We start from the raw sequence: 22284 nt of genomic DNA, 5'->3' as shown, positions 1-22284 counted from the left end.
GGATAAATCAATTATCCCATTCCATTTTACGCAGGAAAACCGGGGCAGCATCCTTGCCTCGGTTTTCTTCACTTTTATAGTTGGTTAACTGACTTCACTTTTTTTCTCTAAATCTATTAAGTCTTGGTCTTCTTCGATTTTCTTTTGATCAGTAACATCATATTTTGCAGGAGATTTTGCGATTTTGTATAGTGCAATCAATACACCGAGCTCCAATAAAAGAGCTGGTACACCACCAAGATTAGAGAGCATTTTAATCCCGTCAATTTTCGCAAAGCTGATCATCATCCATGAAACAAAGCTTACGGTTATTCCCCAAGTAGCTTTAATTAAAAGTCCTGGTTCGGGACTTTTTGGAGAGATGCCAGTCGAACTGATGCCACCCATTGCTGCGGTATTTGCATCCGCCCCCGAAACAAAGGAAAGGAATACGATGAATAAATAAAAAGGAATCACAATTTGAGCGAAAGGCAGCGCCTCAAATACGGCATATAAAACCGATTCAGGACCACTGTCATTCAATACTCCTGCGAGTGCTCCCCCTTCCATTTGCATCTTAATCGATGTTCCACTAAAAATCGTCATCCAGATGCCGCCGAATAACGCCGGCAAAATAAAGTTGACAAAGATTACTGTTTTTACCGTATATCCATAAGCGATCCTCCCTAGAAATAAAGCCGTAATCGCTGCCCATGAAAACCAGTTAGCCCAATAAAACGTTGTCCACCATTGTGGCCATTGATCTCCAGCGGCAGCTCCTGTAAATAAGCTCTTCTCAAAGAAGTGTGTTAAGTAGTAACCGAATGATTCCGTTCCTAAATTCAACATATAAGAAGTCGGGCCTGCAATAAGAAGGAATAAGGCAACAGCATAGAAAGCTTTAACGTTAATATTCGATAAAATTCGGATTCCATTTGTCAATCCACTTGATGCAGAAACAATAAAAATGGCTGTTCCGACAAGAGTAATAATTCCCCAAACAACGGGTGTACTTTGTATTCCAGTCAGGCTTTTGATTCCACCTGCTAGACTCATCGTACTTGTACCCATGGAAGCTGCCATCCCCAAAGCCAAAGTATATAGGCAGACGGCATCAATCACTTGTCCGCTTTTCCCTTCCAATTTCTTACCTAGAACAGGTGATAATGTAGACGATAAGCTATATGGTTTGCGCATATTATAATAAGTAAACGCAAAAACAATAATTGGTACACAATAGATGGCATAAGGTGTAATTGTCCAATGAAGGTACATCGTTGACATGGCAAAGATAGCCGCTGCGGGGCTATTTGGTTCAATTCCCAAGGATTCTGGTGGTGCTGATACATGGTACACAGGCTCAACGATACCCCAGAATGTTAAACCAGAAGCAATGGTTGTGGTTAATGTGATGGCAAACCAGTTTTTGAAACTCAAGATGGGTTTAGCATTTGCACCGCCAATTTTAACTTTTCCTAGTGGAGAAAAGTAAGTGGCGATACACGCTATTACCATGAGTAACCCGCTTATACTAAATACTCCTCCTAGGTTTGCAATGACCCAATTGTTTGCATCGGTCGTTATTTTTATAAACGCTTCTTTATTGGTAAAGCTAAGTATAACGGCACCTAACAGTAATAAAAACGGCGGCCAGAACACTAAGTGTCGGATATTTTTCATATTTCCCCTCCTAATCCATCTACGCAGAAAACGCTTACATCTCCCGTTTCGAAATGGATGCATTAGATTCATCCATTTCGAAATGATAAAAATAAGAAACTTCCAAAATACCAATTTTCTTTTTATGCATTAACCGGTGAAGGTGTTAAGATCTTGCTGGCAAACTCTTTCAATTCTTCTTTAGTTGCCACGCGGCAATTATTTAAACGCATTGGCGTATTTTCCTTTGATAAGGCGATTTCAACAAGTCGATCAATGTCAGCAAAGCTTAAACCATCATCTTGAAGTGAAATCTTTAATCCGCTGTTTTCCACTAACCGGTTAAACACATTTGCTCCTGCAAGAGCTAGTTCTTTCTCTGTCAATCCTTCTTCTTTAACACCGAGAGCACGGGCGATTTCAGCATGGATTTGGGTGGATTCTTCTGCGTTCCAAGAATATGCAGCAGTTAAAGCAATGGAGACAGCACGTCCATGATGAATCCTTCCTAGAGTTCCGAGCGCATGACCGATGCAATGAGCAATTCCGGTACCACCTTGCTCGATGGCCATGCCTGCGAGGGTTGCTGCAAGTGCGAGATTTCCTCGCGCCTCTAGGTCGGCAGGGTTTTGCAGCGCTGTTTCAAAATGTTTGGCAATTAATCGAATCGATTGTAAGCTTAATGCTTCAATAAATGGATTCGATCTTTTTCCAGCGCAGGCTTCAATCGAATGAACAAGGGCATCGAGGGTTGTAGCCGCTGTTAAAAAGTCCGGCAAGGCTACAGTGAATTTCGGTTCTAAAATGGCCAGTTCCGGTGCCATATCCGCATCCCATCCCCATACCTTTCTTTTTTCGTCCGTAGAAAAGACAACCGTACTTGTCACTTCTGCTCCTGTTCCAGAAGTTGTGGGAATCATAATCGCTTTAATGCTCTTTGGTGCAAATGGATGTGCCATAAGCGCATAATGTATTGTCGGATGTTCTGCTCCTGCTACAAGTGAGGCCATTTTTGCTACATCCATTGCAGAACCCCCACCCAGACCAATTACACATTTAGCACCGGACCGGCGAATAAGTTCTGCCGCTTCATCAATAGACGCTGCTGTTGGATCACTTTGCACATTACTAAAGACAAGGGTTTCTACACCATCATTCTCGAGGGCCTTCAAGATGATATCAGAAAGGCCAACTTTCATTACACCGGGGTCTGTAATAAGAACAACTTTATTCTGACCACTCATTCTTTTTACATCTGTTCCAATTTGTAAAGAGCGGTCAATTCCGAATGCAATCTGCGTTTTAGGTATGAATTCAAAAGAAATACTCACGATATAACCTCCTACTTTTTCATCTTTGATGGCTCATCCATTCATCTGGTGAACGAATGGTTTGGTTATGATTCCTACTATTTTTTACGACGATAAAGCCTTGCACTTCACTTTCAAAAAAAAGGAACTGTGCATCTTACAGGTTCGATCCTTTTACTTACAAAATGCACACCTTGTCCATTTATTAAAGCTTCATCAATTAAAACTTAAGATAAACCGTTTTGATTTGTAAAAATTCTTCAAACCCATGTTTTCCATCGTCGCCGCCAATACCTGATTGCTTCCAACCTGCATGATACCCTTGATATGCTTCGCCTTGTTGACGGTTTACATATACTTCGCCACATTCTAACTTCGTTGTTAGTTCCATCACATATTGATAATTGTTTGAGTACACGTTTGCCGTTAAGCCATATTGTGAGTCGTTAGCCAATTCTATGACTTCTTCTAACGTATCAAAAGTAATAATCGGCAGCACAGGGCCGAAAATTTCATCATGAACGATATTCATTTGCTGAGTACAGTGATCTAAAAGGGTTGGAGGATAAAAACTATCAGTCATTCCTTCTACTAAGCTGCCACCGCATAAAATTGCGGCTCCTTCATCAACGGCCCTTAGTACCATATTGTGAACACGCAAAACGTCATGAGCGCTTATTAAACAACTCATTTCAACATCAGGATCGATAAGCCCATCACCCATTCGAACGGATTGAAAAGCTTCGACTAGTTTTTTTGTGAATGTTTCTTTAATGTCCCGATGGACATATACACGCTCGGTGTTATTACAGACTTGACCAGAGTTTGCAAGCCGGCCGCCCTTTATGGCCTGTACAGCCAAGTCTATATCCGCATCTTCCATCACAATGGCAGGTGCTTTACCGCCAAGTTCGAGCGAGGTACGGACCATTTGACGAGATGCTTTTTCCATGATGCTTTTTCCTACTCTCGTACTTCCGGTAAAAGTCACCATATTGATTTGATCCGAAGAACTTAATGTTTCACCTACAACATCGTCAGTCCCTGTCACGATATTAATAACCCCTTCCGGGAAGCCTGCTTGATGAATGCATTGTGCAAGTTCTAAGGCGGATAAGGGTGATTTCACGCTCGGTTTGATGACAACCGTATTACCGCAAATAAGTGCTGGAATGATCTTTCTCATTAATACGTAAATGGGAAAATTCCATGGAACTATGACTAAAACAACACCAAGCGGTTCCTTATAGGAAATGATTTTTTCATTTGTATTATCACTATCAACTACGTCCCCTTCAATGCGTCGTGCCCACTGCGCTTGGTATTCACCTAAATCCGCTGCATAGTAGACTTCCGACTTTGCAGCAGACAGTGGTTTTCCCATCTCCTGAGTAATAGCTGTGGCAATTTCAGTCAATGGTCCTTCTTTTCGCATTTCGTTTAAAAGATTCATGACGAACTCTGCTCTTCTGTATGAAGGTAACCCTTTCCATGAAGGAAACGCTTGTTTTGTACCATGAATGGCTTGTTCGGCTTCTTCCTTTGTACAAGATGAAACTTGAGCAACTACTTGACCAGTTGCCGGGTATGTGACATCCATATAGTCTTCACTATGGATAAATTGTCCTTGAATATATGCTTGGTATTGTTTCACGTTTCTGTTCACCCTTCTTTCGTAGTTTCATATTTAGAAAGCGAATACCATATTAAATAGAGACTTTATGACTTTCTCCTACATAAAAATGATTCACTTCATACTTGCTTAATGCTTCTTCGTCTAACACAATCCCTAAGCCTGGTTTTTCAGGAGCGACTAGATAGCCTTCGGCGTCAATCATTAAGCGGTCCTTTTGAATATAATCGCGGCGGTCATTCGACCATGCTGGCGGATCATAAGGAAATTCCAAATATGGACAATGACTAATTGCTGCAGCTAGATGTAAGTTGGCTAGAAGACCAACGCCATTAGTCCACGTATGGGGACTGAACCACGCACCACTTCCTTGTACAAGCTCCGCAATTTTTTTCGTTTGTGTAATTCCTCCTGATAAAGCAACATCCGGTTGATATACATCAAGTGAATGACTCTTATTCATTTCTCTAAAATCATGCCAATTTCGATTCATTTCTCCGCCTGCGATACGAATTCCGACCATGTCACGCAATTTTGCCATTAATTCAAAATGATGTGATGGAAGTGGTTCCTCTAACCAAAAAACATTTAACTGTTCAAGCTCTTTTGCGACTTGATAGGCCATTTTCAAATCCCAGGTGCGTTCAACATCCCATGGCATTTTCCAACCTTGATTCGCATCAACCATAATTTCCAATTTATTCCCAATTGCTTTTCGTACAGCTTCCACCACTTTAATATCATCTTTTACGTCTTTATGGTGAAAGCGAATTTTCATTGCTTTGAAACCTTGTTCCACAAAAGAAACGGCACGTTCTGCACGCTCTTCCGGGGTGACTATTTCACCTGTCGAAGCATAAGCGAGCAATTTATTTGAACGACCACCAAGTAATTTATAAACTGGTTGTCCTGTCGCTTTTCCAATTAAGTCCCAAAGTGCTAAATCCAGAGGCCAACAACGTCCATAATGAAAGTCTATATTTTGAATGACTTGTGAATGGCGTTCTATTGCAAATGGATCTTGACCGATAAATAAATGCTCATGACCCTCAAACCCCATCATTAGATCTCCAGATCCAACACCGGTAATGCCTTCATCCGTATGAACATACACCACAGTTGATGCAAACTTTTTTCTCGGTTCCGGATCCCACGCTGCCTTAAATGGTGGATCTAGTGGCAATAAATAATGCTTGATCTCAATACCTGTAATTTTCATGTTTACGCCTCCTATGAACGTCTTTTTGCCAAATTAATATTGCAAGTACCATGCCAACTTTTTGTGTGGCGCCATATCAGCCTTGATTAGTACAAATACTTCGAATTGTATAAATTTTCTACACAATGACTGTAGAAAATTCCTACAGTGTATATGTTCTCTACAAAAAATTGATTTCTGCAAATCCGTACTCAAAAAAAATAAGCCTCGCATTTGCAGGCTCATTTTTGAATCAATTCATTTGCAACTAAGAAATCATAGGCTACCTTAGATACATCTTGATGAAGAATATCTACTTTATAGACTAATTGATGTATCTTTTCATTTGTTAATTCTGCTGAAAGGCCGTTTAATTTTTCACTAACGATAGGATATTCTTTCATTGTTTTCGTTAACATGACCGGCGCAGCATGATAAGGTGGAAACACCACTTTATCCTCCTTTAATACAACTAAACCATATTCCTCAATATGGCTGTCTGATCCCATCCCTACAGCCACATCCACTCTTCCCTCTTTTACTGCCAATGGAAGAATTTTCGAATCAAGGGCAATCACATTCTCTTTCCCCATGTCTATATGATAAGCTTCGTTTAAACGCTTAAAACCGTCTTCTCTAATCAAAAACTCTTCGTTTGTTGCAATCTTTATTTTCTTTTCTTCTCTTTGTATATATTTCATCAGATCGCTAATGGTATGAATATGATGTTTTTCCACGAAGCTACGGGTAACGATAAGTCTCCAGCTACTATTAAAGTCACTGCGATTTAACCAGGTGATCCCGCTCATCGCATCTTCTTCTTTTACGAGATTATATAATTGATCCCCATTATAAACAGGAGACTTTTTATGATAGTACATTCTAGCTGTATTTGTGTATTCCCAGTACATATCAATATATCCTTGTTCAAGCGCTTGTCTAATGGAAGGACTGTCTAGAAAGCGAATTTCTTTTACCCTAAAACCTTCATATTTTAATAGCAATGCAGTCATTTTCATTAGCAAATATTGTTCTGTTAAGGATTTGGACCCGATCTGTATAACTGGCTTTTCGGATGCTTCTTCTGGTTTTAGCTGGTTTTCTTTTTTCGTTGAATCTATTGAATGGGAGTCGTTACAGGACAATAAAAATAGGCAGCATATAAACATCACGAAAACTCTGCACACTTTAAAAAAACTGCTCAAGATATCCTCTTCCTCGATATAAGAGTCATGGTTTAATCCCCATTTTTTTCATTTTATAAATAAGAGTATGACGTGCAATTCCCAGCTTTTCTGCCGCCTTTGTTTGATTATCATTCGTTTCATTAAGTGCTTTTTTAATCATTTGTTCCTCTACCTCTTCCAATACTTGTGAAAGATTATTGCTTATCGCCTTTTGCTCATTGTGGATGGTTGGTGTGTGATCAACATGGATTAATTGCTTGTTAGTATAGCTGTCCTCTAAATCGGCTAAATCGATCGTTCCTATACGCTTTAGGATGTGCATCCGCTCTATGGTATTTAAAAGCTCCCGAATGTTCCCCGGCCAAAGGTGTGATGACAATTGTTGCACCACCTTTGGATGAATCGCAAGTTGTTTTTTATATTTTTTATTTAGTTTTTCAATTTGGTGATATACAAGCGGGATGATATCCTCTTTGCGTTCTCTTAATGGAGGAATTTCAACTTCCATCAAATTAAGACGGTAATATAAATCTTCCCTGAACTTCTGTTCTTGGACTAATTTTTTCAAGCTTTTATTTGTAGCGGCAATAATTCTTACATCCAATGAATGGTACTCATTGCTCCCAAGTTGCATTATTTTCTTTTCTTCAATAACATGGAGGAGTTTAACTTGCATACTTAATGATATTTCCCCGATTTCATCCAAGAAAATCGTTCCCCCATCTGCTGCCAAAAACTTACCTTTTTGTGAGGATGTCGCTCCAGTAAAGGATCCTTTTCGGAAACCGAACAACTCGCTTTCCAGTAACGTTTCTGGAATTGCTGCACAGTTAATCGCTACAAATGGCTTGTCCTTACGAACACTGTTTTCGTGAATCCATTTTGCTAAGGCCGTTTTTCCAACACCGCTCTCTCCAAGAATAAGAATGCTTGCCTCTGTATCCTTTACACGTTGTACCAGCTCCATCACTTTATTCATCTTCTCACTTTGGGAAACAAACCTTTGAGTACTCACCCTAACACCGTCATCCCCCCGAGGTTGCTGACATACCTTAACGACAATATTTTTTAGTTCCTCAAGTTCAATCGGCTTATTTAAATAATCAGTTGCTCCAAGCTTCATCGCCAAGACAGCGCTTTCAACATTTCCATAAGAAGTCAACATGATAACTGGTATATCTTTTTCCTTTTTAATGACTTTTAAGACATCTATCCCTGTCATATCTGGCAGCATATAATCTAAAATAACGGCATCGATGTTTGTTTTACTTATGATATTTAAAGCTTCTTGTCCATTTTGTGCAACAAAAGTACGCAGATGAGCCTTTTGTAATTTACGGGCGATCAACTTACATAATTGCCCTTCATCATCCACGATTAATACATTCCAAGTAACTGTCATTGTGCTCCTCCTCGCTTGTGCAAAGATTTATATGTTTCCATTTGTGGTTTGCGTTATTTCTTCTTTTATAAATCGGCAAGTCGTGATGGTTCCTTTTCCTATGGAACTTACCATTCCAAGTTCGCCGTCATGCTCGGCCAAAATGTCTCGGGCAATCGTAAGTCCAAGACCTGATCCGCTTTCCTTTGTGGAAAAGAAAGGATTGAATAACCATTCTAAATCTTGTTCATTAATTCCAATGCCAGTATCCTCAATGATGACACATACATTACCATGGCCGTTTATATTTTCTTCCCTTATCGTAATGATAATCGATCCACCATCAGGCATTGCTTCGATTGCATTTAAAATTAAATTCAAGAATACTTGTATTAATTGATCATAAGCTCCTTTTATATAAGAATCTTCCTCATAATTTTTGATGATTTGGATCTTCGTTTCATTTAGCTTTACTCTCAGTAGATGGATAATTTCTTCCAGAATACTTTGCAGAGATATATTTTCTCTTTGTTTCTTATTAACTTTGGCAAAGTTAAGAAAATTCTCTACAATGTCTTTCATTCTATTTATAACAACATAAATATCAGCCGATAATTCCTTGATTTCTTCTGAGCATTCGCTTTCCTCTGCTTCTTCCAATAACATCTCGGCCGATCCGTATAAAATAGCAAGTGGATTTTTTATTTCATGGGCAAGTCCTGCTGTAATTTGACCGATCAATGCCAGTTTGTCACTTTGTTTTAATCTGGCCTCCAGTAGTTTCATTTGTGAAATATCCTGCATGACAGCAATAATACCAATCGTTTGCAAGTCTTCATTGTAAAACCTAGAGGTCGTAATTTTAATAATTCTCTTGTTGCCTTGTGAATCAACAATATTGCTTTCCATTTCTTCACCCTGTTTTCCAGAGTTTACTGTCTGCAATAAGACAAAGTCCCCAGTTTCAGATTTGATAGGCAAGTCACTAAGATGAATTCCAATCATGTCATTTCGTTTATGGTGGACCATTTTTTCAAATTGCACATTTACATATGTGATGACACTCTCTTGATTAATGGTGATGATACCATAAGGAATTCCCTCAAGGACGTCGTAAAGATAACGCTCTTTCTCCTCCAGCATCTTTTGCTTTTCGTAATTGCTATTCCCCATATTTATAATCGTATTAGTCAACAGTCCAAGTTCGTCTGGCCGTTCCTTTTTATTCTCGTTTAAAGGGATATACGTACGAAGTGGATGATATGTTCGAGCATAATCAGTCAAACGAATGATTGGATACAAAATACTTTTCATCCCGAGCCAAGTAAAAAATAAACATAAAACCAAAATGGTAATAAAGCTAATCCTTAATGCAAATGAAAGCTTCTGGATGGGTTCAAAGGCTATTTGTTCCGGCACCCCATAGACGAGGTCCCATCCATCTTGCATTGCTTGATACGCGGCAACACTTCGTTCTTTTTGCCAATCGATCTCCATCGACTCTGAAAAGCCGCTTAACACTTGTAAAGAAAAATTTTGACCAATTTGATTCTCTGTCGTCGAAGCAATGACATTTCCTGAGCTGTCGGCAATATAGCTAAAATGTCCCTTGCTCAAACTTACACTTTTCAATACTTCTGACAAGTAATCTTTACTGACTTCTGCTATCAGCACTCCCTGAAATTCTTTATTTTCCGAAAAAACTGGAACTGAAATTGTTACCACATTAACTCCCCAATAGTTTTGAATATTATCTGAAACAGCATAATTATGGCTCCAGCGCACTTGCTCAAAATTCGGATAATCATAGTATAGAAGAGACGGCTTTTGATCAAAGGGAGCTTCAAACCTTAACTTTCTGCTTTGGTCTAAAAAGTAGATAGAATGGATAATAGAACTTTGTGTTATCGCTTGCTTTGATTGAGTATACATTCGATCCAAATCAAGTTGTGTATCCGTATCTTTTCCAGCTATCAACTGGAGCTGTAATACAACATCCGTCATTTCGGTATTTAGTCTCTTTACAATCATATCCGTACTTGAACGGTTTTGTGCAACGATATCATTCTTTATTGTTTGCTCCGCATATCCGATTATAAGATTGTAGATCAAAATAATTGGAATAATTAAAACCAATGTAAAGATATATAAGTATTTTCTCGTAATGCTTTGGTTAATAAATTGAAACAAATTCTTTATGATTTTCATTGTAGACACCCTATAAAGTGCAATTTGATAGATAATAGAATTATAGCAGATAAAAAACAAATAATTAGAATTTCCATTCTTTTCAGTTTTTTGCCGGATTTAGGCCGTCCATTGCCTGATGATCGATAGATTAGGGTGATGGTTATACAGGAGAAAAAAGTCACCATTGAGTCAGATCTGGCTAATGTAAAGCAAAAGTATGTAGTACGGTCATCGAAAGTAAAACTACCATAAGGATTAAAGCAAAATTAAAGGGTATAAGCTCTGTTAATACAGAACTCATACCCTGCCGATGTCTAACTATAATTCTTTTTGACATTTTACCATTATAAATTTAAATGGAGGTTTATTTTCCATATTCTTATGTGGCTCGAAAATTTCCGAAGATTCTATCAATCCACATTTTCCAAATTCTTGTTTTATCGAATCGGAATCATAAAAAAACATTTTTACCCCTTCCATTATCTCGAAATAGTCTTTATCCAGTTGTTTACCCTTTCCAAACATTGGGGCTTCTTTTGAAATAGTAGTAAAAATCATATAGCCGTTTGGCTTTAACTGATTATAGCAATCTTTAATAAACTTCTCTCTCTCACGATTATTCAATAAGTGAATAAGCGCATAACAAAATATACCATCATAAAGTTTGTTATCAAAAGGCATATCGGTTACTGAACCATGAAAAACACTAAAATTAATCCCATTTTCCCTTGCCAAATCAATCGCTGTTTTTGAAATCTCAATACCTGTTATATTTATTCCATTATCAATAAAAACCTTTGCGTTTCTTCCATATCCAATACCAGGAATCAAAATATCCTTAACTTTATTCTCAAGGAAAAAGTCCTTTGTCAAGATTGCGGAGTCTGAAGGTTCAAATCCCCACATCATTCGATTTTCTATAAAACTTGATTCCCAGAATTCTGTCATACCTCAATCTCCTTTACAAATATTAGCCCTCTTTCTTTAAAATCTGCTGTTTTTGTATAAGCATGGACTACGTTACATGGAACCATAAAATTCTTTACCTTCATTGCTTCTTTATCATTTCCTAATAGGGCCAGCCATTTGAACCAGTACATATAGTTTCTGATCTATTCAATACCATTAAACAAACCTATTCATCCACTTCTTTAATTTGCTGTGAACAGCATTTATGGAATTTTAAAAGGTTTTGTACCTTTAAAACTTGCAGCAAAAAATACTCTTATCCAGGATTTTATGCCTCCAAAAGAAATGCAGCTTCAACAAAATCCATGATGACTCCTGCCGCCGTTTTATTGCCCTCCGCCGCCGCAATCACCAGCTGAGATGGCGTGCTGAGTGATGTATCTCCGCATGCATATACTCCTTCAACCGTTGTTCGTCCAAATGAATCCACTTTAATCCCGCCGTTTGGAGTGATTTCGCAGCCGAGCTGTTCCGCAAAAGGAGCAGACTGCACCAAGTCTGTCACCACGATTCCTGCCTCCCTTTGGATTTCCTGTCCGTTTTGCAGCCGGATCGATGTCAGCTGCCCTCCATTCGATTTAAGACCTTCAATCTTTTCTTCCACGACTTTCACGTGCTGCCGAGCCAAGATATCCTTCTCCTCATCAAGCACCTGATAGCCATTTGTAAACACAATTACATCTCGGCTCCAGTTTGACAGCAATTTTCCCATATGAATTGCCCGTTCATTTTCCGCAAGCACCGCCAATGCTTGGCCCCGCATTTCCCAGCCGTCACAAAACGGACAGCCAAAAACACTCGTTCCGTATACACTCTGAATGCCTGGAATCTCCGGCAAAACATCCCGAAGACCTGTTGCAAGAAGCACTTTTTTCGCCGTGTAATCCGTTCCGCCTTTCGTTTGAATCTGGAACACACCACTGGCTTTTTCAATAATCTCCACCCTCTCCTCCTTAATGGAGACAGACGGATATTTCTGGACATCCGTTCTTGCCCGCTTCTTGAACTCTGAAGGCTTTACCCCATCCTGTGTGATAAATCCGTGCGACTCCTGCGTCACCCGGTTTCGGGGTTTATCCTCATCAAACAAAATTGTTTTCCGTCCAGCACGCCCCATGACCAACGCGGCATTCAGTCCAGCAGGTCCTCCACCAATAATTACACAATCCAACACATGAAACACTCCTTCTTTATAAAATCTATTAAAGACCCTTAATATCTTTAATTTGTGTAAAAAAATTTATTTTTCTTTTTTTTTCTCATGACAATGTCTTTTTTCTATCTGCTCCGCAATGCTTTGAATCGTTCGTTCAGCCAGTTCTTTCTTCATGTTGCCTTCCGCCTCGATCATCACGCGCTCAATTAAACATTCGCTTTCGTCATGGTCAAACCCACAGTTGAACAGCACCGACTGACCCTCCACCGCTTCTATAACATCCAGAAACGAAATGTCCTGCGCGCGTCGTGAAATACTGTAGCCGCCTTTTGCACCTGGCACTGATTCAATTAATCCTGCCTTCACAAGCTTCGTCAAAATCTTCGACAAGTAGGTCGGAGACAAATCCTGCATGTACGCCAGCTGATCCACGCTTACCGTCTGACCTTTTGGTTCCATCGTTAAATGCACCATTGTATGGAGTGCATAATTGGTTGCCTTTGAATACTTCATTGATGCACCTCATAATTAAAACTATTACAGACTTTTAATATCTGTAATTGATTTTAACTCAAGCTGAAAAAAACCGCAAACTCTTTTTCCTCACCTAACGCCTTTTTTGATCCCCTTTCAAGGTCACGGCCCAATTTCCTTTCTTTATAACTGACAAATAAGGTATTCAGGTCATAGCCTTCCGGATATAAATCGACGGCTTTTATTTCAAGCTCCAGCCTATTGGCATGAACCTCCTTGAAAGTATCTTCAAAAAGCACGACGACATCGCTCCCACTAAACATGGAGGGCCGTATCATTTCTGAAATTTCACTGGTCATTTTTGAAACTTACCAACTAAAAAAAATAGTTTATTGTGGAAACAAGGATAAGTAAACATGTGATTATCATTCTAGGCATTTGTGTTAACTGTTTACCCCTGAAAGCTCCGTCAAAATATATTTCTTAGATTTTTTTGGGTTAAATAATTTATTAAAGGGGGAGTAAAATGTCATTATTTAAGAAGGTTTCAATACTAACAGTTTTAATATTATTGTGTAGTTCACTAACATCTATAAGTAGTTTTGGCAAAATTAGCTTTAGAAACAGGTGCTTGTGTAACTATTGCACTGAATTATTTAGATGTAGGAACTCAAATTGCAAAACAACTTGATAAATGAGATAAAAGACCTAATAATGGTTGGATAGATTTTCATTAAATTCAAAGGATGGTTGATTAATAATGAAAAAATCAAAAAAATTTATTGTCCTATTTATCTGGGTAGTATTATTTTTATATTTCTTTGATATGTATATGCCTAAAGGTATTTATTACTTTGTTGTAGGAATTCCAGTACTTGTTCTAAGTGCAATTTTTATTTTAAAGATGTTTGATCATTCCAAAAATGTAAGAAGCTAAATATTCAGGTGATACTAACAACCTTATTTCGATTGTTTGTATCCCTTTCTTATTTTATCGTTCAACTCTATTAAAACTCACTCTATACATTGTTTGTCTTATCCTCTTTCTTAGGATTGAATCTACCTTTTAATTGATTTTCCTTAACAATCTTTTGATGTTTTCAATTTTTCGGAAGAGCTCTCTGCGCTACAAGCGTGACTGGTAACGAGTCACAAGAGAAATCAAGGAAAAATTAAAGGGTATGGGCTAGAACCCATACCCTAATGATGTCTACCTTTTTGGGTTGAACAAGTTTCTCCCCTTCATGTTCATTATTGTATTATTCTCTAAGCTTTTTCCGTATATCCGCCGCTACATTCTTTAACGCCTTTTTCGATCCCCGCTCTAAGTCCCGGTCCAATTTCCTTTCTTTATAACCGACAAATAAGGTATTCAGATCATAGCCTTCCGGATATAAGTCGACGGCTTTTATTTCAAGCTCCAGCCTATTGGCATGAACCTCCTTGAAAGTATCTTCAAAAAGCACAACGACATTATTGAACGAATCCTTCTTCTTATAAACGATCGCATATCCATCAAGTTCGCTTACCTTTACCTTGTCACCTACTTCAAATTCATACAAAGCTTTTTTTGAAACGGCTGCCGCTTTCGCTTTTTTGATTTTACCTTCCTGAACGCGACCCAAGTCATAGTCTTTATTATCGATATAGAGCTTTGCCTTTTGCAAAACCTTTTCACGAACATTCATCTTTTTCGCGATCCACAGGGCATTGCTTTCCCCGGATTGCCCGATCAACAGCTTATACTTTGGCTCAAGTGTTTCACTATTGAACTGCATGGCCGCATTCATGAAATCACTGTGTATTTCCGAATAGCGCTTGATTTCACCATAATGGGTCGTCGCAACGGTTATGCAGCCCCTCTGATAAAATTCCTCAAGGATGGCAATCGCTAAAGCAGCACCTTCATTCGGTTCCGTTCCGCTCCCGATTTCATCGAACAGCAGCAAGGAGTTATTGGTTATTGCCCCCATGATTTCCGAGATGTTTTTCATATGCGATGAAAACGTGCTCAGCGCATTTTCAATACTTTGATTGTCACCGATGTCGACGAATACCTGATCGAAGACGGCAAGCTCCGTCCCCTCTTTTCCGGCAACATGAAGCCCTGACATGACGGCCAACGTAAGGATGCCGATCGTTTTCAGGACGACTGTTTTACCCCCGGCATTTGGACCAGTAATGATCAAGCTGCGATAATCCTTACCGATCTCAAAATCCAAAGGTACACTGTCTTGTGGCAAAAGAGGATGTTTACAGCCTTTTAACTGAATATAACCATGATCATTGATTTTCGGTTCGATGGCATCCACGCTTTTACTGAACTTGGCTTTTGCGAAGATCATGTCATATTGACTGATTAGCTCGATATTGATCTTGATCGGCTTCAGCTGTTCGAAAACCGTGCCAGATAATGTGGCCAAAAGTTGATACTCTTCCATCGATTCTTCCGCTTTTAAACTAGCCAATTCTACATTCAACTTCGTCACCGTGGCCGGTTCCATGAACACGGTAGCCCCTTTTGCAGAAACTTCCACGATCGTTCCGGCCACCTGATTTTTATAAGAGGCTTTGATCGGGATTGTATAGCGATCATCTTTTTTACTGATGAAAAACTCCTGAATGAACTCTTTATTGGCCCCGCTCTTCAAGAACTTATTCAACCGTTCCTCTATTTTACTTTCCGTCTTGATGATTTGGTTCCGAATCCGTTTCAGATCCTTGCTGGCTTCGGAAACGACGATATTTCCCTTTATGGTAAATTGGATCTCTTCCTCGATGCTCCTGAATTCTGTCATTGAGCGGGCGTAGGAATGCAGGGTAGGAGCAAAAAACTCTTTATCGCTCATGAATTTCTTGATATTCCTGCAGCCTCTTAAGAAGTCTGCTATCGCCACCAACTCAGTGGGCTCCAAAATCATTCCCTTTTCCAGTTTGTCGATATGGTAGCCCACATGGGAAATGCCCTTTAAGGGAATATGGCTTTCTGCATTCAGCAAATTCCTTGCCTCCGTCGTCTCGCTTAACCGATTTTTAACAACGTTCAAAATGCTGCTTGGCTTTAACTGATCCAATAATGCTTTTCCTAAACCACTTACACAATGGTTTTTCACCATTTCTTTCAGTTGTATATATTGTAGTTTTTCATATGTCATCAAATTCATATCATGATCCTCCTTGAATGAGTGTGCGATTTTCCTTAAATCCAAAAAATGCCCGCAAAAGTCCCCCTACCTTTACAAATGAACAAGCCATTTGAGTAGAAAGCTCCTGCGGGCACGGCCTTATAAAGACCTAAAATCGATAACAAATTCGGCAGATCTAAATAGACCTGCTTACAACAAAAAAAGCATGGTAGGACAAATCCCACCATGCTTTTCGTCGTAACACCTACATGTTACACGATTTATGGAAAAGGAAGCAGTCTTAAGGTAGGTATTTACAATGCAGAATTGCACTGTAAAAAAAGGCATACTTAATGCACTGACCAATCAGTGATTAAATACCTTATTCAACTAAATTAGTTGATACCTACTCCCGACATAAAACACCACACCTTTTCTTAGATTGGAATTAACATACCATATAAGTAATAAATAGTCAATGTTTTTTCATATTTTATAATGGCATGTAAATCATATGTTTTATTTAGAATTTAAAAGAGGTGATGCAACGGATACTTCCCAAGAAAACAAAAACCGCCACGCAGCATTTCCAGAGCTAACTAAACGTTATTGCAATAATGCTTCAGTAACACCCCTTTTCAGTGTCTGAATATTTACTTTAAAATTGGGGTATGTTATCCTTATATTAACATAAACTGAAAACAGCCCCATGCGCTAACATGAGGCTGACAACTAGCAAGAGTGGTTGGTCACAACTAACTTAATTAATCGTCAGAAGAAGAACCATTGCCATCTTGGGAGGATGAGTGGTTCTTTTTCCGTTTCTTGGCGAACACAGACAGGATAAGACTGGTTGCTACAGCAACAAATATCTCTTTCCCCATATCTGTAATTAAGTTCAATAAGAAATGAATCATGCGGTCACCTCCTTCCCCATCTATAATTAGATGGAAAAGCAAAACTGTGACCACCACTCTATCCTCAGTTGTCCCTCTATTTTATCATATCTTTCACTTAATGGTAATTTTATGAAAAAAATACTGATAAAAAAAGAATATTCTTCACCTTCTACTCTGAGTAAATTAATTCCCTTTGTTTACAAGTGCAGCTAACATCTGAACAACATCACCAAAGTAGGTAACCATTTGATAAGCAATGACGAAAAGGCTTGCTGCAATAACAGCTAAAGAGTATGTTCTAATCAATTCCTGTTTTTCTGGATCAATTTTCACAAAGCATCTACTCCTTATTATTTCGATTTGGGAATCATGGTTTTATTCATTTATCATTCAATTTCTCTATGCACTCACATTATAAATTTCACCATAATAGTAAATAAACAAAAAAAGTAATAGAAAGGCTTTTGTAGGGTGTTTAACCTCCTGCAATAGACTTTATCCCAAAAAAAGCCAATATACATAGTCAGGACCTCTTAATTTAACTAGACATTGCACATATACAATGAAAAAACCCCTCTAATTGAACTATTGATTCTGTTAAGTCATAATTTTTCATCCTGTTATCATTTTTTATAGCATTGGAAAAGGGGATTATCCAGTGGATAATCCCCTTTTGCGGTTTAAGCTTCATCACTCATTATGAGAGAGACTCTTTTCCCTTCATTCACGTTGATCAATCCATGGTCCGTTATTTTCAGGGCCGGACTGACAGGAAGCGATAAGGTGCTTAATGACATAATGACATTATAATGTTCGTAGCCTAGCGATTTAAGTGCATCTGTCAGGTGCTGAACCTGTTCCGAAACGATGTCCATCGGCTCTTCGGAAAGAATGCCCCCAACAGGAAGTGGAATCATGGATAGGACATTGCCATCTTCAACGCAACAGACTCCGCCTTGCTTCCTTATTACTTCATTAGCGGCGATCAGCATATCCTGCTTATTATGGCCGATTACCAAAAGATTATGGTTATCATGCGAATAGGTGGTGGCGACAGCTCCCCGCTTCAAAACATCCCCGGCGATCAACCCATGCGCCCTATTACCGTTTTTCCCGTACCGTTCGAATGTTGCGATTAAACCGTATGGGCTTTCTTCCCAGGATAATTCACCATTCTTCCCATTTAAGCTATCATGGGTTTCAGTCGTGAAAGTGGAACCATTCTGCACGTTGATGATCCGGCATTTGATGTGTTCATGATTATCTGAGATTGGGATGTTAAAATCGTTTTCAGTAAGTTCCGAAAGCTTCACACTTTGATAGAAATGCTCAGGAAATTGTCTTTCCTTCACTTCTTGCACATATGGACGTGAAGATTCATAAACGAGCTCACCTTTTTTGTATACTTGTTCAATATCAAATGTTTCCAAGTTGGATACAAGCAGGAAATCTGCTGCTTTTCCAGGTGCAATGGCGCCGCGGTCATACATCCTCATCCGCTGCGCAGGTGTATAGGTACATGCATAAATGGCTTTTTCCGGAGTCATGCCCATTTGAATCGCCTTCTTTAAAAGGACATTCAGATGTCCCCTGCTTTGGAAAGAGTCGGTCATGACATCATCGGTTACAAAGCAGAAATGCTCATCCACCTGATTTTCCTTCAAGTAATTCATCACTTCTTCAGTCATTGATTTTTCTTGAATCTCAATGAACATTCCGGCAGCGATCCTCGCGTCCATCCCTTCCACAGTCTGGTGTGTATGATCTGAATTCACTCCGGCATAAACAATCTTCTGCAAGTCCAAGTCGAGCAGCTTTGGAACGTGCCCCTCTATGATCAGATCTGGATAACGGGAACGGATATGGGACAAGATTTTATTCGTTTTGCAAGCGGGGTCGGTTATGACCTCATAGTAATTCATGATCTCGCCGAGACATTTAATGTCCTCCGTTTGCATCAATTCATCGATGTCGGCTATTTCTATAGCACCGCCTGTTGTTTCCATCGATGTCGCAGGAACGGAACTCGGGATGGCATAAAACATATCCGCTACGCAATCTTTACTCGCTTTGATCATTTCCTTCACACCCGAAATCCCGAAAACATTGGCCATTTCATGCGGTTCCGGCACGATCGTCGTCACGCCATTCTTGATTAACCCGTAGGAAAACGTCGCAGGCGTCACCATCGTACTTTCAATGTGGAGATGGATATCGATCAAACCTGGAACCATATACTTCCCCTGCCCATCGACGATTGTATCCGACTGAAAGGCATCCAATTCCCGTTCTCCAATATAATAGAACTTTCCATCCTTGATGGCTGCATTGCCTTTAATAAATCTTTTAAAATAGCTGTTAAAAACATTGATATCTCTTACTATCATATCCATTCGCATAACTTACTTACCCTCCTAAGCTAGTCAACAAGCACCATCTGATTTCTCGGAATTTCAAGGATAATTTCCTGACCCGTCCGATAAGATTCCGTCATTTCCTTGTTCACAGTGAAATCACCTATTGGGGTTTCAACGACATATTGATAGCTTCTACCAAGATACGTACTTACCTTAACCCTGCCAGATAAACTATTTTCCAGGACCGCCCCCATGTCATCTTTTTCCCTGATTAACAGATCGTCCGGTCTGATAGCACCTATTTTTCCACTCGCATTGGTCATCTGTGCATCCTTGTGCAGCACAAATGAATATCCTGATTTATTCAGTTCAATTTTGTCTTCATGATCCGTCCGTTTATCAAATTCAATGAAGTTCTTAAAACCGATGAAGTCTGCGACAAATTTGGTTTGAGGATACTTGTAAATGGTGGCAGGATCACTAAGCTGCTCGATGATGCCTTTATTCATGATCGCTACCTGGTCTGATATGGAAAAACACTCTTCCTGATCATGGGAAACATATACCGTTGTAATCCCCAGTTCTTGTTGGATACGGCGAATCTCGACTCTCATATTCACTCTTAAATTCGCATCTAGATTACTCAAAGGCTCGTCAAATAATAAGATATCGGGTTCAATCACCAGCGCCCTGGCAATAGCAACCCGCTGCTTTTGCCCTCCGGAAAGCTCTTGAGGATATCTCTTTTCAAATCCTTTTAAATTAACGATTTCAAGTACATTCATTACCTTTTTTTCAATTTCACTTTTAGAATTCTTTCTAAGACGAAGACCGAATGCAATATTATCGAATATCGACAAATGCGGGAATAATGCATAGTTTTGGAACACAAAGCCAAAATTCCGCTTGTTAACGGGTACTTTCGTATAATCCTTTTCCTTGAATAGAAACTTCCCTTCGTTCGCCTGCAAAAATCCGGCAATTAAACGCAGGGTCGTTGTTTTCCCACAGCCGCTCGGGCCAAGAAGGGATACCAGTTTCCCTTTTTCAATCTCAAGATTGAAATCTTTTAATATATTCTGTTTGTTATATGCTACAGAGATATCTTGTAAAGTGAATAAAGCCATCCATCATTACCTCCTTTATCGTTTTGTGAAATAAGACAATCCCATGAGCCGTTCGACTATAAACATGAAGAATGCCGTTATGAACATGAGTAATACGGAAATGGCCGAGATCGTAGGATCGAAGTAGTTCTCTACATACGTCAACATCTGTATCGGAAACGTACTCACCCCAGGACCTGTCATATAAACGGAAATGTCTACATTATTGAAGGATTCCAAAAAGGCGATCATGACTGCCGCTAGAATTCCTGATTTTATATTCGGGAGGACGACTGTAAAGAACGTGCCCAATTTACTGGCTCCAAGACTCTCCGCCGCCTCTTCAATGGAAAAGTCAAAGTTTGTTAAGCTTGAGGAAATCACACGGATGATGAACGGCAGCATGATAACAGTATGTCCCACAAACAGAGCCGCATAAATCGGAAGCTGGTAAGTCCCCACAATATAACGTAAAAACGCAAAGCCTAGTACGATTCCCGGAATTAATATTGGAGAAACGAAAAATGCATTAATCACACTTTTCCCTTTGAAATCAAATCGGCTTAATGCATAGGCAGCCGGCACTCCCAGTAACAGTGCCAAAAGGTTGCCTCCCAATGAAACAAGGATGGACGTTTTAAAAGCGACCAAAAACATTTCCACATTGAAAATATTTTCGTACCATCTTAAAGAAAACTCTTCTGGCGGGAACTTCAAAATATTTCCGCCTTCAAATGACGTAACGGATATGATAAGTAAAGGCCCTAGTAAAAAGAGAAACACCAGGAGAGTAAACAGGGCCAATCCTCGATTTTTTTCCTGCATACACCTCTACCCCTTTGGATTTAATTTTTTTGCTAAACCATTCATGATCGATATGATAAGAACTGTCACTGCAATCATGATGGTTGCGACAATCGATGCCACTTGCCATTCGTTCAATGTAATCGCATTTTGATAAAGAAAGGTCGAAATGACCCGCTGTTTCCCACCTAGTAAAGCTGGCGTTGTATAAGCCGTGAAGCTCCCTACAAAAACAAGAATGCTGCCTATGACCAAACCTGGAACCGAAAGCGGAATGATCACCTTTGAAAATACTGCCAATCTTGATGCTCCAAGGCTCTCCGCCGCTTTTAATAAATCGGTCTCGATGTTTTCCATTACTCCCACCAACGTCACAATGATCAATGGCAAGAATAAATGGACCAATCCGATGATGATCGCAGTTGGCGTGTACAGAATATCAAGCGGCTGTTCAATAAGGCCCATGCCCATAAGCAATTTATTCACCACACCGTTTTTACCGATAATGACCATCCAGCTAAATGAACGAACCACAGGGCTTGTTAATAGCGGGAAGATCGTCAGCAAAAGCATGATGGCTTTTTTTCTTTGCTTCAGTTTCGAAATATAATAAGCTGCTGGAAATCCTAATAGAATACAAATGATTGTCGTGAACAGACTCACCCTAAGAGTCGTTAGCAGAATTTCAATAAAGTATCGATCCTTGAAAAAATCGAGATACCCTTGTATGGAAAATCCGTTTTCAGTAAAAAATGTCGTTCCGATCGTTAATAGGATGGGAATGATCATGAAAATCGTCAAAAAAAGTAACCCTGGCAACAGCAACAGGTAAAGATAGCGTTTTTTCACCTCGGAAC

Annotated in this window: 17 protein-coding genes and 2 pseudogenes; all 19 read right to left on the bottom strand. The window is 39.4% G+C overall.

Annotated elements, in window-relative coordinates; genetic code table 11:
- Nucleotides 1–84 precede the first annotated feature (84 nt).
- The 19 genes and pseudogenes from ACQKMH_RS00325 to ACQKMH_RS00235 all read right to left on the bottom strand — a co-directional run bounded on the left by ACQKMH_RS00325 (nt 85) and on the right by ACQKMH_RS00235 (nt 22276).
- Nucleotides 85–1659: a BCCT family transporter gene (locus ACQKMH_RS00325; protein ID WP_427585560.1), complete on the bottom strand. Its 1575-nt coding sequence runs from the start codon at nt 1657–1659 to the stop codon at nt 85–87.
- A gap of 122 nt (nt 1660–1781) precedes the next feature.
- Nucleotides 1782–2969 (bottom strand): iron-containing alcohol dehydrogenase, encoded by a 1188-nt coding sequence (locus ACQKMH_RS00320; protein WP_427585559.1) that lies wholly within the window; start codon nt 2967–2969, stop codon nt 1782–1784.
- 199 nt (nt 2970–3168) lie between these two features.
- Nucleotides 3169–4602, bottom strand: coding sequence for an aldehyde dehydrogenase (gene aldA / locus ACQKMH_RS00315; protein WP_427585558.1), 1434 nt, complete (start codon nt 4600–4602; stop codon nt 3169–3171).
- 52 nt (nt 4603–4654) lie between these two features.
- Nucleotides 4655–5800 (bottom strand): mandelate racemase/muconate lactonizing enzyme family protein, encoded by a 1146-nt coding sequence (locus tag ACQKMH_RS00310; protein ID WP_427585557.1) that lies wholly within the window; start codon nt 5798–5800, stop codon nt 4655–4657.
- A 221-nt stretch (nt 5801–6021) separates the two neighbouring features.
- Nucleotides 6022–6984, bottom strand: coding sequence for a glycine betaine ABC transporter substrate-binding protein (locus tag ACQKMH_RS00305; protein WP_427585556.1), 963 nt, complete (start codon nt 6982–6984; stop codon nt 6022–6024).
- Nucleotides 6985–7009: 25 nt separating this feature from the next.
- Entirely contained in the window at nt 7010–8368 is a 1359-nt protein-coding gene (locus ACQKMH_RS00300) for a sigma-54-dependent transcriptional regulator (protein ID WP_427585555.1), read from the bottom strand.
- A 27-nt stretch (nt 8369–8395) separates the two neighbouring features.
- Nucleotides 8396–10555, bottom strand: coding sequence for a sensor histidine kinase (locus tag ACQKMH_RS00295; protein ID WP_427585554.1), 2160 nt, complete (start codon nt 10553–10555; stop codon nt 8396–8398).
- Nucleotides 10556–10855: 300 nt separating this feature from the next.
- Nucleotides 10856–11485: a class I SAM-dependent methyltransferase gene (locus ACQKMH_RS00290; RefSeq protein ID WP_427585553.1), complete on the bottom strand. Its 630-nt coding sequence runs from the start codon at nt 11483–11485 to the stop codon at nt 10856–10858.
- Nucleotides 11482–11713, bottom strand: a pseudogene (locus ACQKMH_RS00285) (IS1595 family transposase); the annotation flags it as partial. The gene ACQKMH_RS00290 and the pseudogene ACQKMH_RS00285, both read right to left, overlap by 4 nt.
- Nucleotides 11714–11774: 61 nt before the next feature.
- Nucleotides 11775–12680, bottom strand: coding sequence for an NAD(P)/FAD-dependent oxidoreductase (locus tag ACQKMH_RS00280; RefSeq protein ID WP_427585552.1), 906 nt, complete (start codon nt 12678–12680; stop codon nt 11775–11777).
- Between the two features lie 66 nt (nt 12681–12746).
- Nucleotides 12747–13175, bottom strand: coding sequence for an Rrf2 family transcriptional regulator (locus ACQKMH_RS00275; protein ID WP_144480763.1), 429 nt, complete (start codon nt 13173–13175; stop codon nt 12747–12749).
- 53 nt (nt 13176–13228) lie between these two features.
- Nucleotides 13229–13444, bottom strand: a pseudogene (locus ACQKMH_RS00270) (hypothetical protein); the annotation flags it as partial.
- Between the two features lie 951 nt (nt 13445–14395).
- Nucleotides 14396–16300, bottom strand: a complete 1905-nt coding sequence (locus ACQKMH_RS00265; RefSeq protein ID WP_427585551.1) for an endonuclease MutS2 — start codon at nt 16298–16300, stop codon at nt 14396–14398.
- 725 nt (nt 16301–17025) lie between these two features.
- The gene (locus tag ACQKMH_RS00260) at nt 17026–17178 is read right to left on the bottom strand and encodes a hypothetical protein (RefSeq protein WP_155726505.1); all 153 of its coding nucleotides are present in this window, start codon (nt 17176–17178) and stop codon (nt 17026–17028) included.
- A 165-nt stretch (nt 17179–17343) separates the two neighbouring features.
- The gene (locus tag ACQKMH_RS00255; protein ID WP_427585550.1) at nt 17344–17493 is read right to left on the bottom strand and encodes a hypothetical protein; all 150 of its coding nucleotides are present in this window, start codon (nt 17491–17493) and stop codon (nt 17344–17346) included.
- Between the two features lie 347 nt (nt 17494–17840).
- Nucleotides 17841–19559, bottom strand: a complete 1719-nt coding sequence (locus ACQKMH_RS00250) for an adenine deaminase C-terminal domain-containing protein (protein ID WP_427585549.1) — start codon at nt 19557–19559, stop codon at nt 17841–17843.
- A gap of 20 nt (nt 19560–19579) precedes the next feature.
- Nucleotides 19580–20644: an ABC transporter ATP-binding protein gene (locus tag ACQKMH_RS00245; RefSeq protein WP_427585548.1), complete on the bottom strand. Its 1065-nt coding sequence runs from the start codon at nt 20642–20644 to the stop codon at nt 19580–19582.
- Between the two features lie 15 nt (nt 20645–20659).
- Nucleotides 20660–21448 (bottom strand): ABC transporter permease, encoded by a 789-nt coding sequence (locus ACQKMH_RS00240; protein WP_427585547.1) that lies wholly within the window; start codon nt 21446–21448, stop codon nt 20660–20662.
- Between the two features lie 6 nt (nt 21449–21454).
- Entirely contained in the window at nt 21455–22276 is an 822-nt protein-coding gene (locus ACQKMH_RS00235; protein WP_427585546.1) for an ABC transporter permease, read from the bottom strand.
- Between the last annotated feature and the right edge of the window lie 8 nt (nt 22277–22284).

The organism is Peribacillus sp. NPDC097895 (assembly GCF_050277555.1).
In the GTDB taxonomy this organism is placed as follows: Bacteria; Bacillota; Bacilli; order Bacillales; family DSM-1321; genus Peribacillus.
Note: the sequence above shows the minus strand (reverse complement) of the source record. Positions and strands in the feature narration are given on the sequence as shown.

Bases quoted from the DNA above. Each gene is read 5' to 3' on its own strand.
- ACQKMH_RS00265 (WP_427585551.1), bottom strand. From the start codon at position 16,300: ATGAATTTGATGACATATGAAAAACTACAATATATACAACTGAAAGAA.
- ACQKMH_RS00325 (WP_427585560.1), bottom strand. From the start codon at position 1,659: ATGAAAAATATCCGACACTTAGTGTTCTGGCCGCCGTTTTTATTACTG.
- ACQKMH_RS00260 (WP_155726505.1), bottom strand. From the start codon at position 17,178: ATGATTCATTTCTTATTGAACTTAATTACAGATATGGGGAAAGAGATA.
- ACQKMH_RS00240 (WP_427585547.1), bottom strand. From the start codon at position 21,448: ATGCAGGAAAAAAATCGAGGATTGGCCCTGTTTACTCTCCTGGTGTTT.
- ACQKMH_RS00250 (WP_427585549.1), bottom strand. From the start codon at position 19,559: ATGCGAATGGATATGATAGTAAGAGATATCAATGTTTTTAACAGCTAT.
- ACQKMH_RS00245 (WP_427585548.1), bottom strand. From the start codon at position 20,644: ATGGCTTTATTCACTTTACAAGATATCTCTGTAGCATATAACAAACAG.
- ACQKMH_RS00275 (WP_144480763.1), bottom strand. From the start codon at position 13,175: ATGAAGTATTCAAAGGCAACCAATTATGCACTCCATACAATGGTGCAT.
- ACQKMH_RS00310 (WP_427585557.1), bottom strand. From the start codon at position 5,800: ATGAAAATTACAGGTATTGAGATCAAGCATTATTTATTGCCACTAGAT.
- ACQKMH_RS00295 (WP_427585554.1), bottom strand. From the start codon at position 10,555: ATGAAAATCATAAAGAATTTGTTTCAATTTATTAACCAAAGCATTACG.
- ACQKMH_RS00290 (WP_427585553.1), bottom strand. From the start codon at position 11,485: ATGACAGAATTCTGGGAATCAAGTTTTATAGAAAATCGAATGATGTGG.
- ACQKMH_RS00300 (WP_427585555.1), bottom strand. From the start codon at position 8,368: ATGACAGTTACTTGGAATGTATTAATCGTGGATGATGAAGGGCAATTA.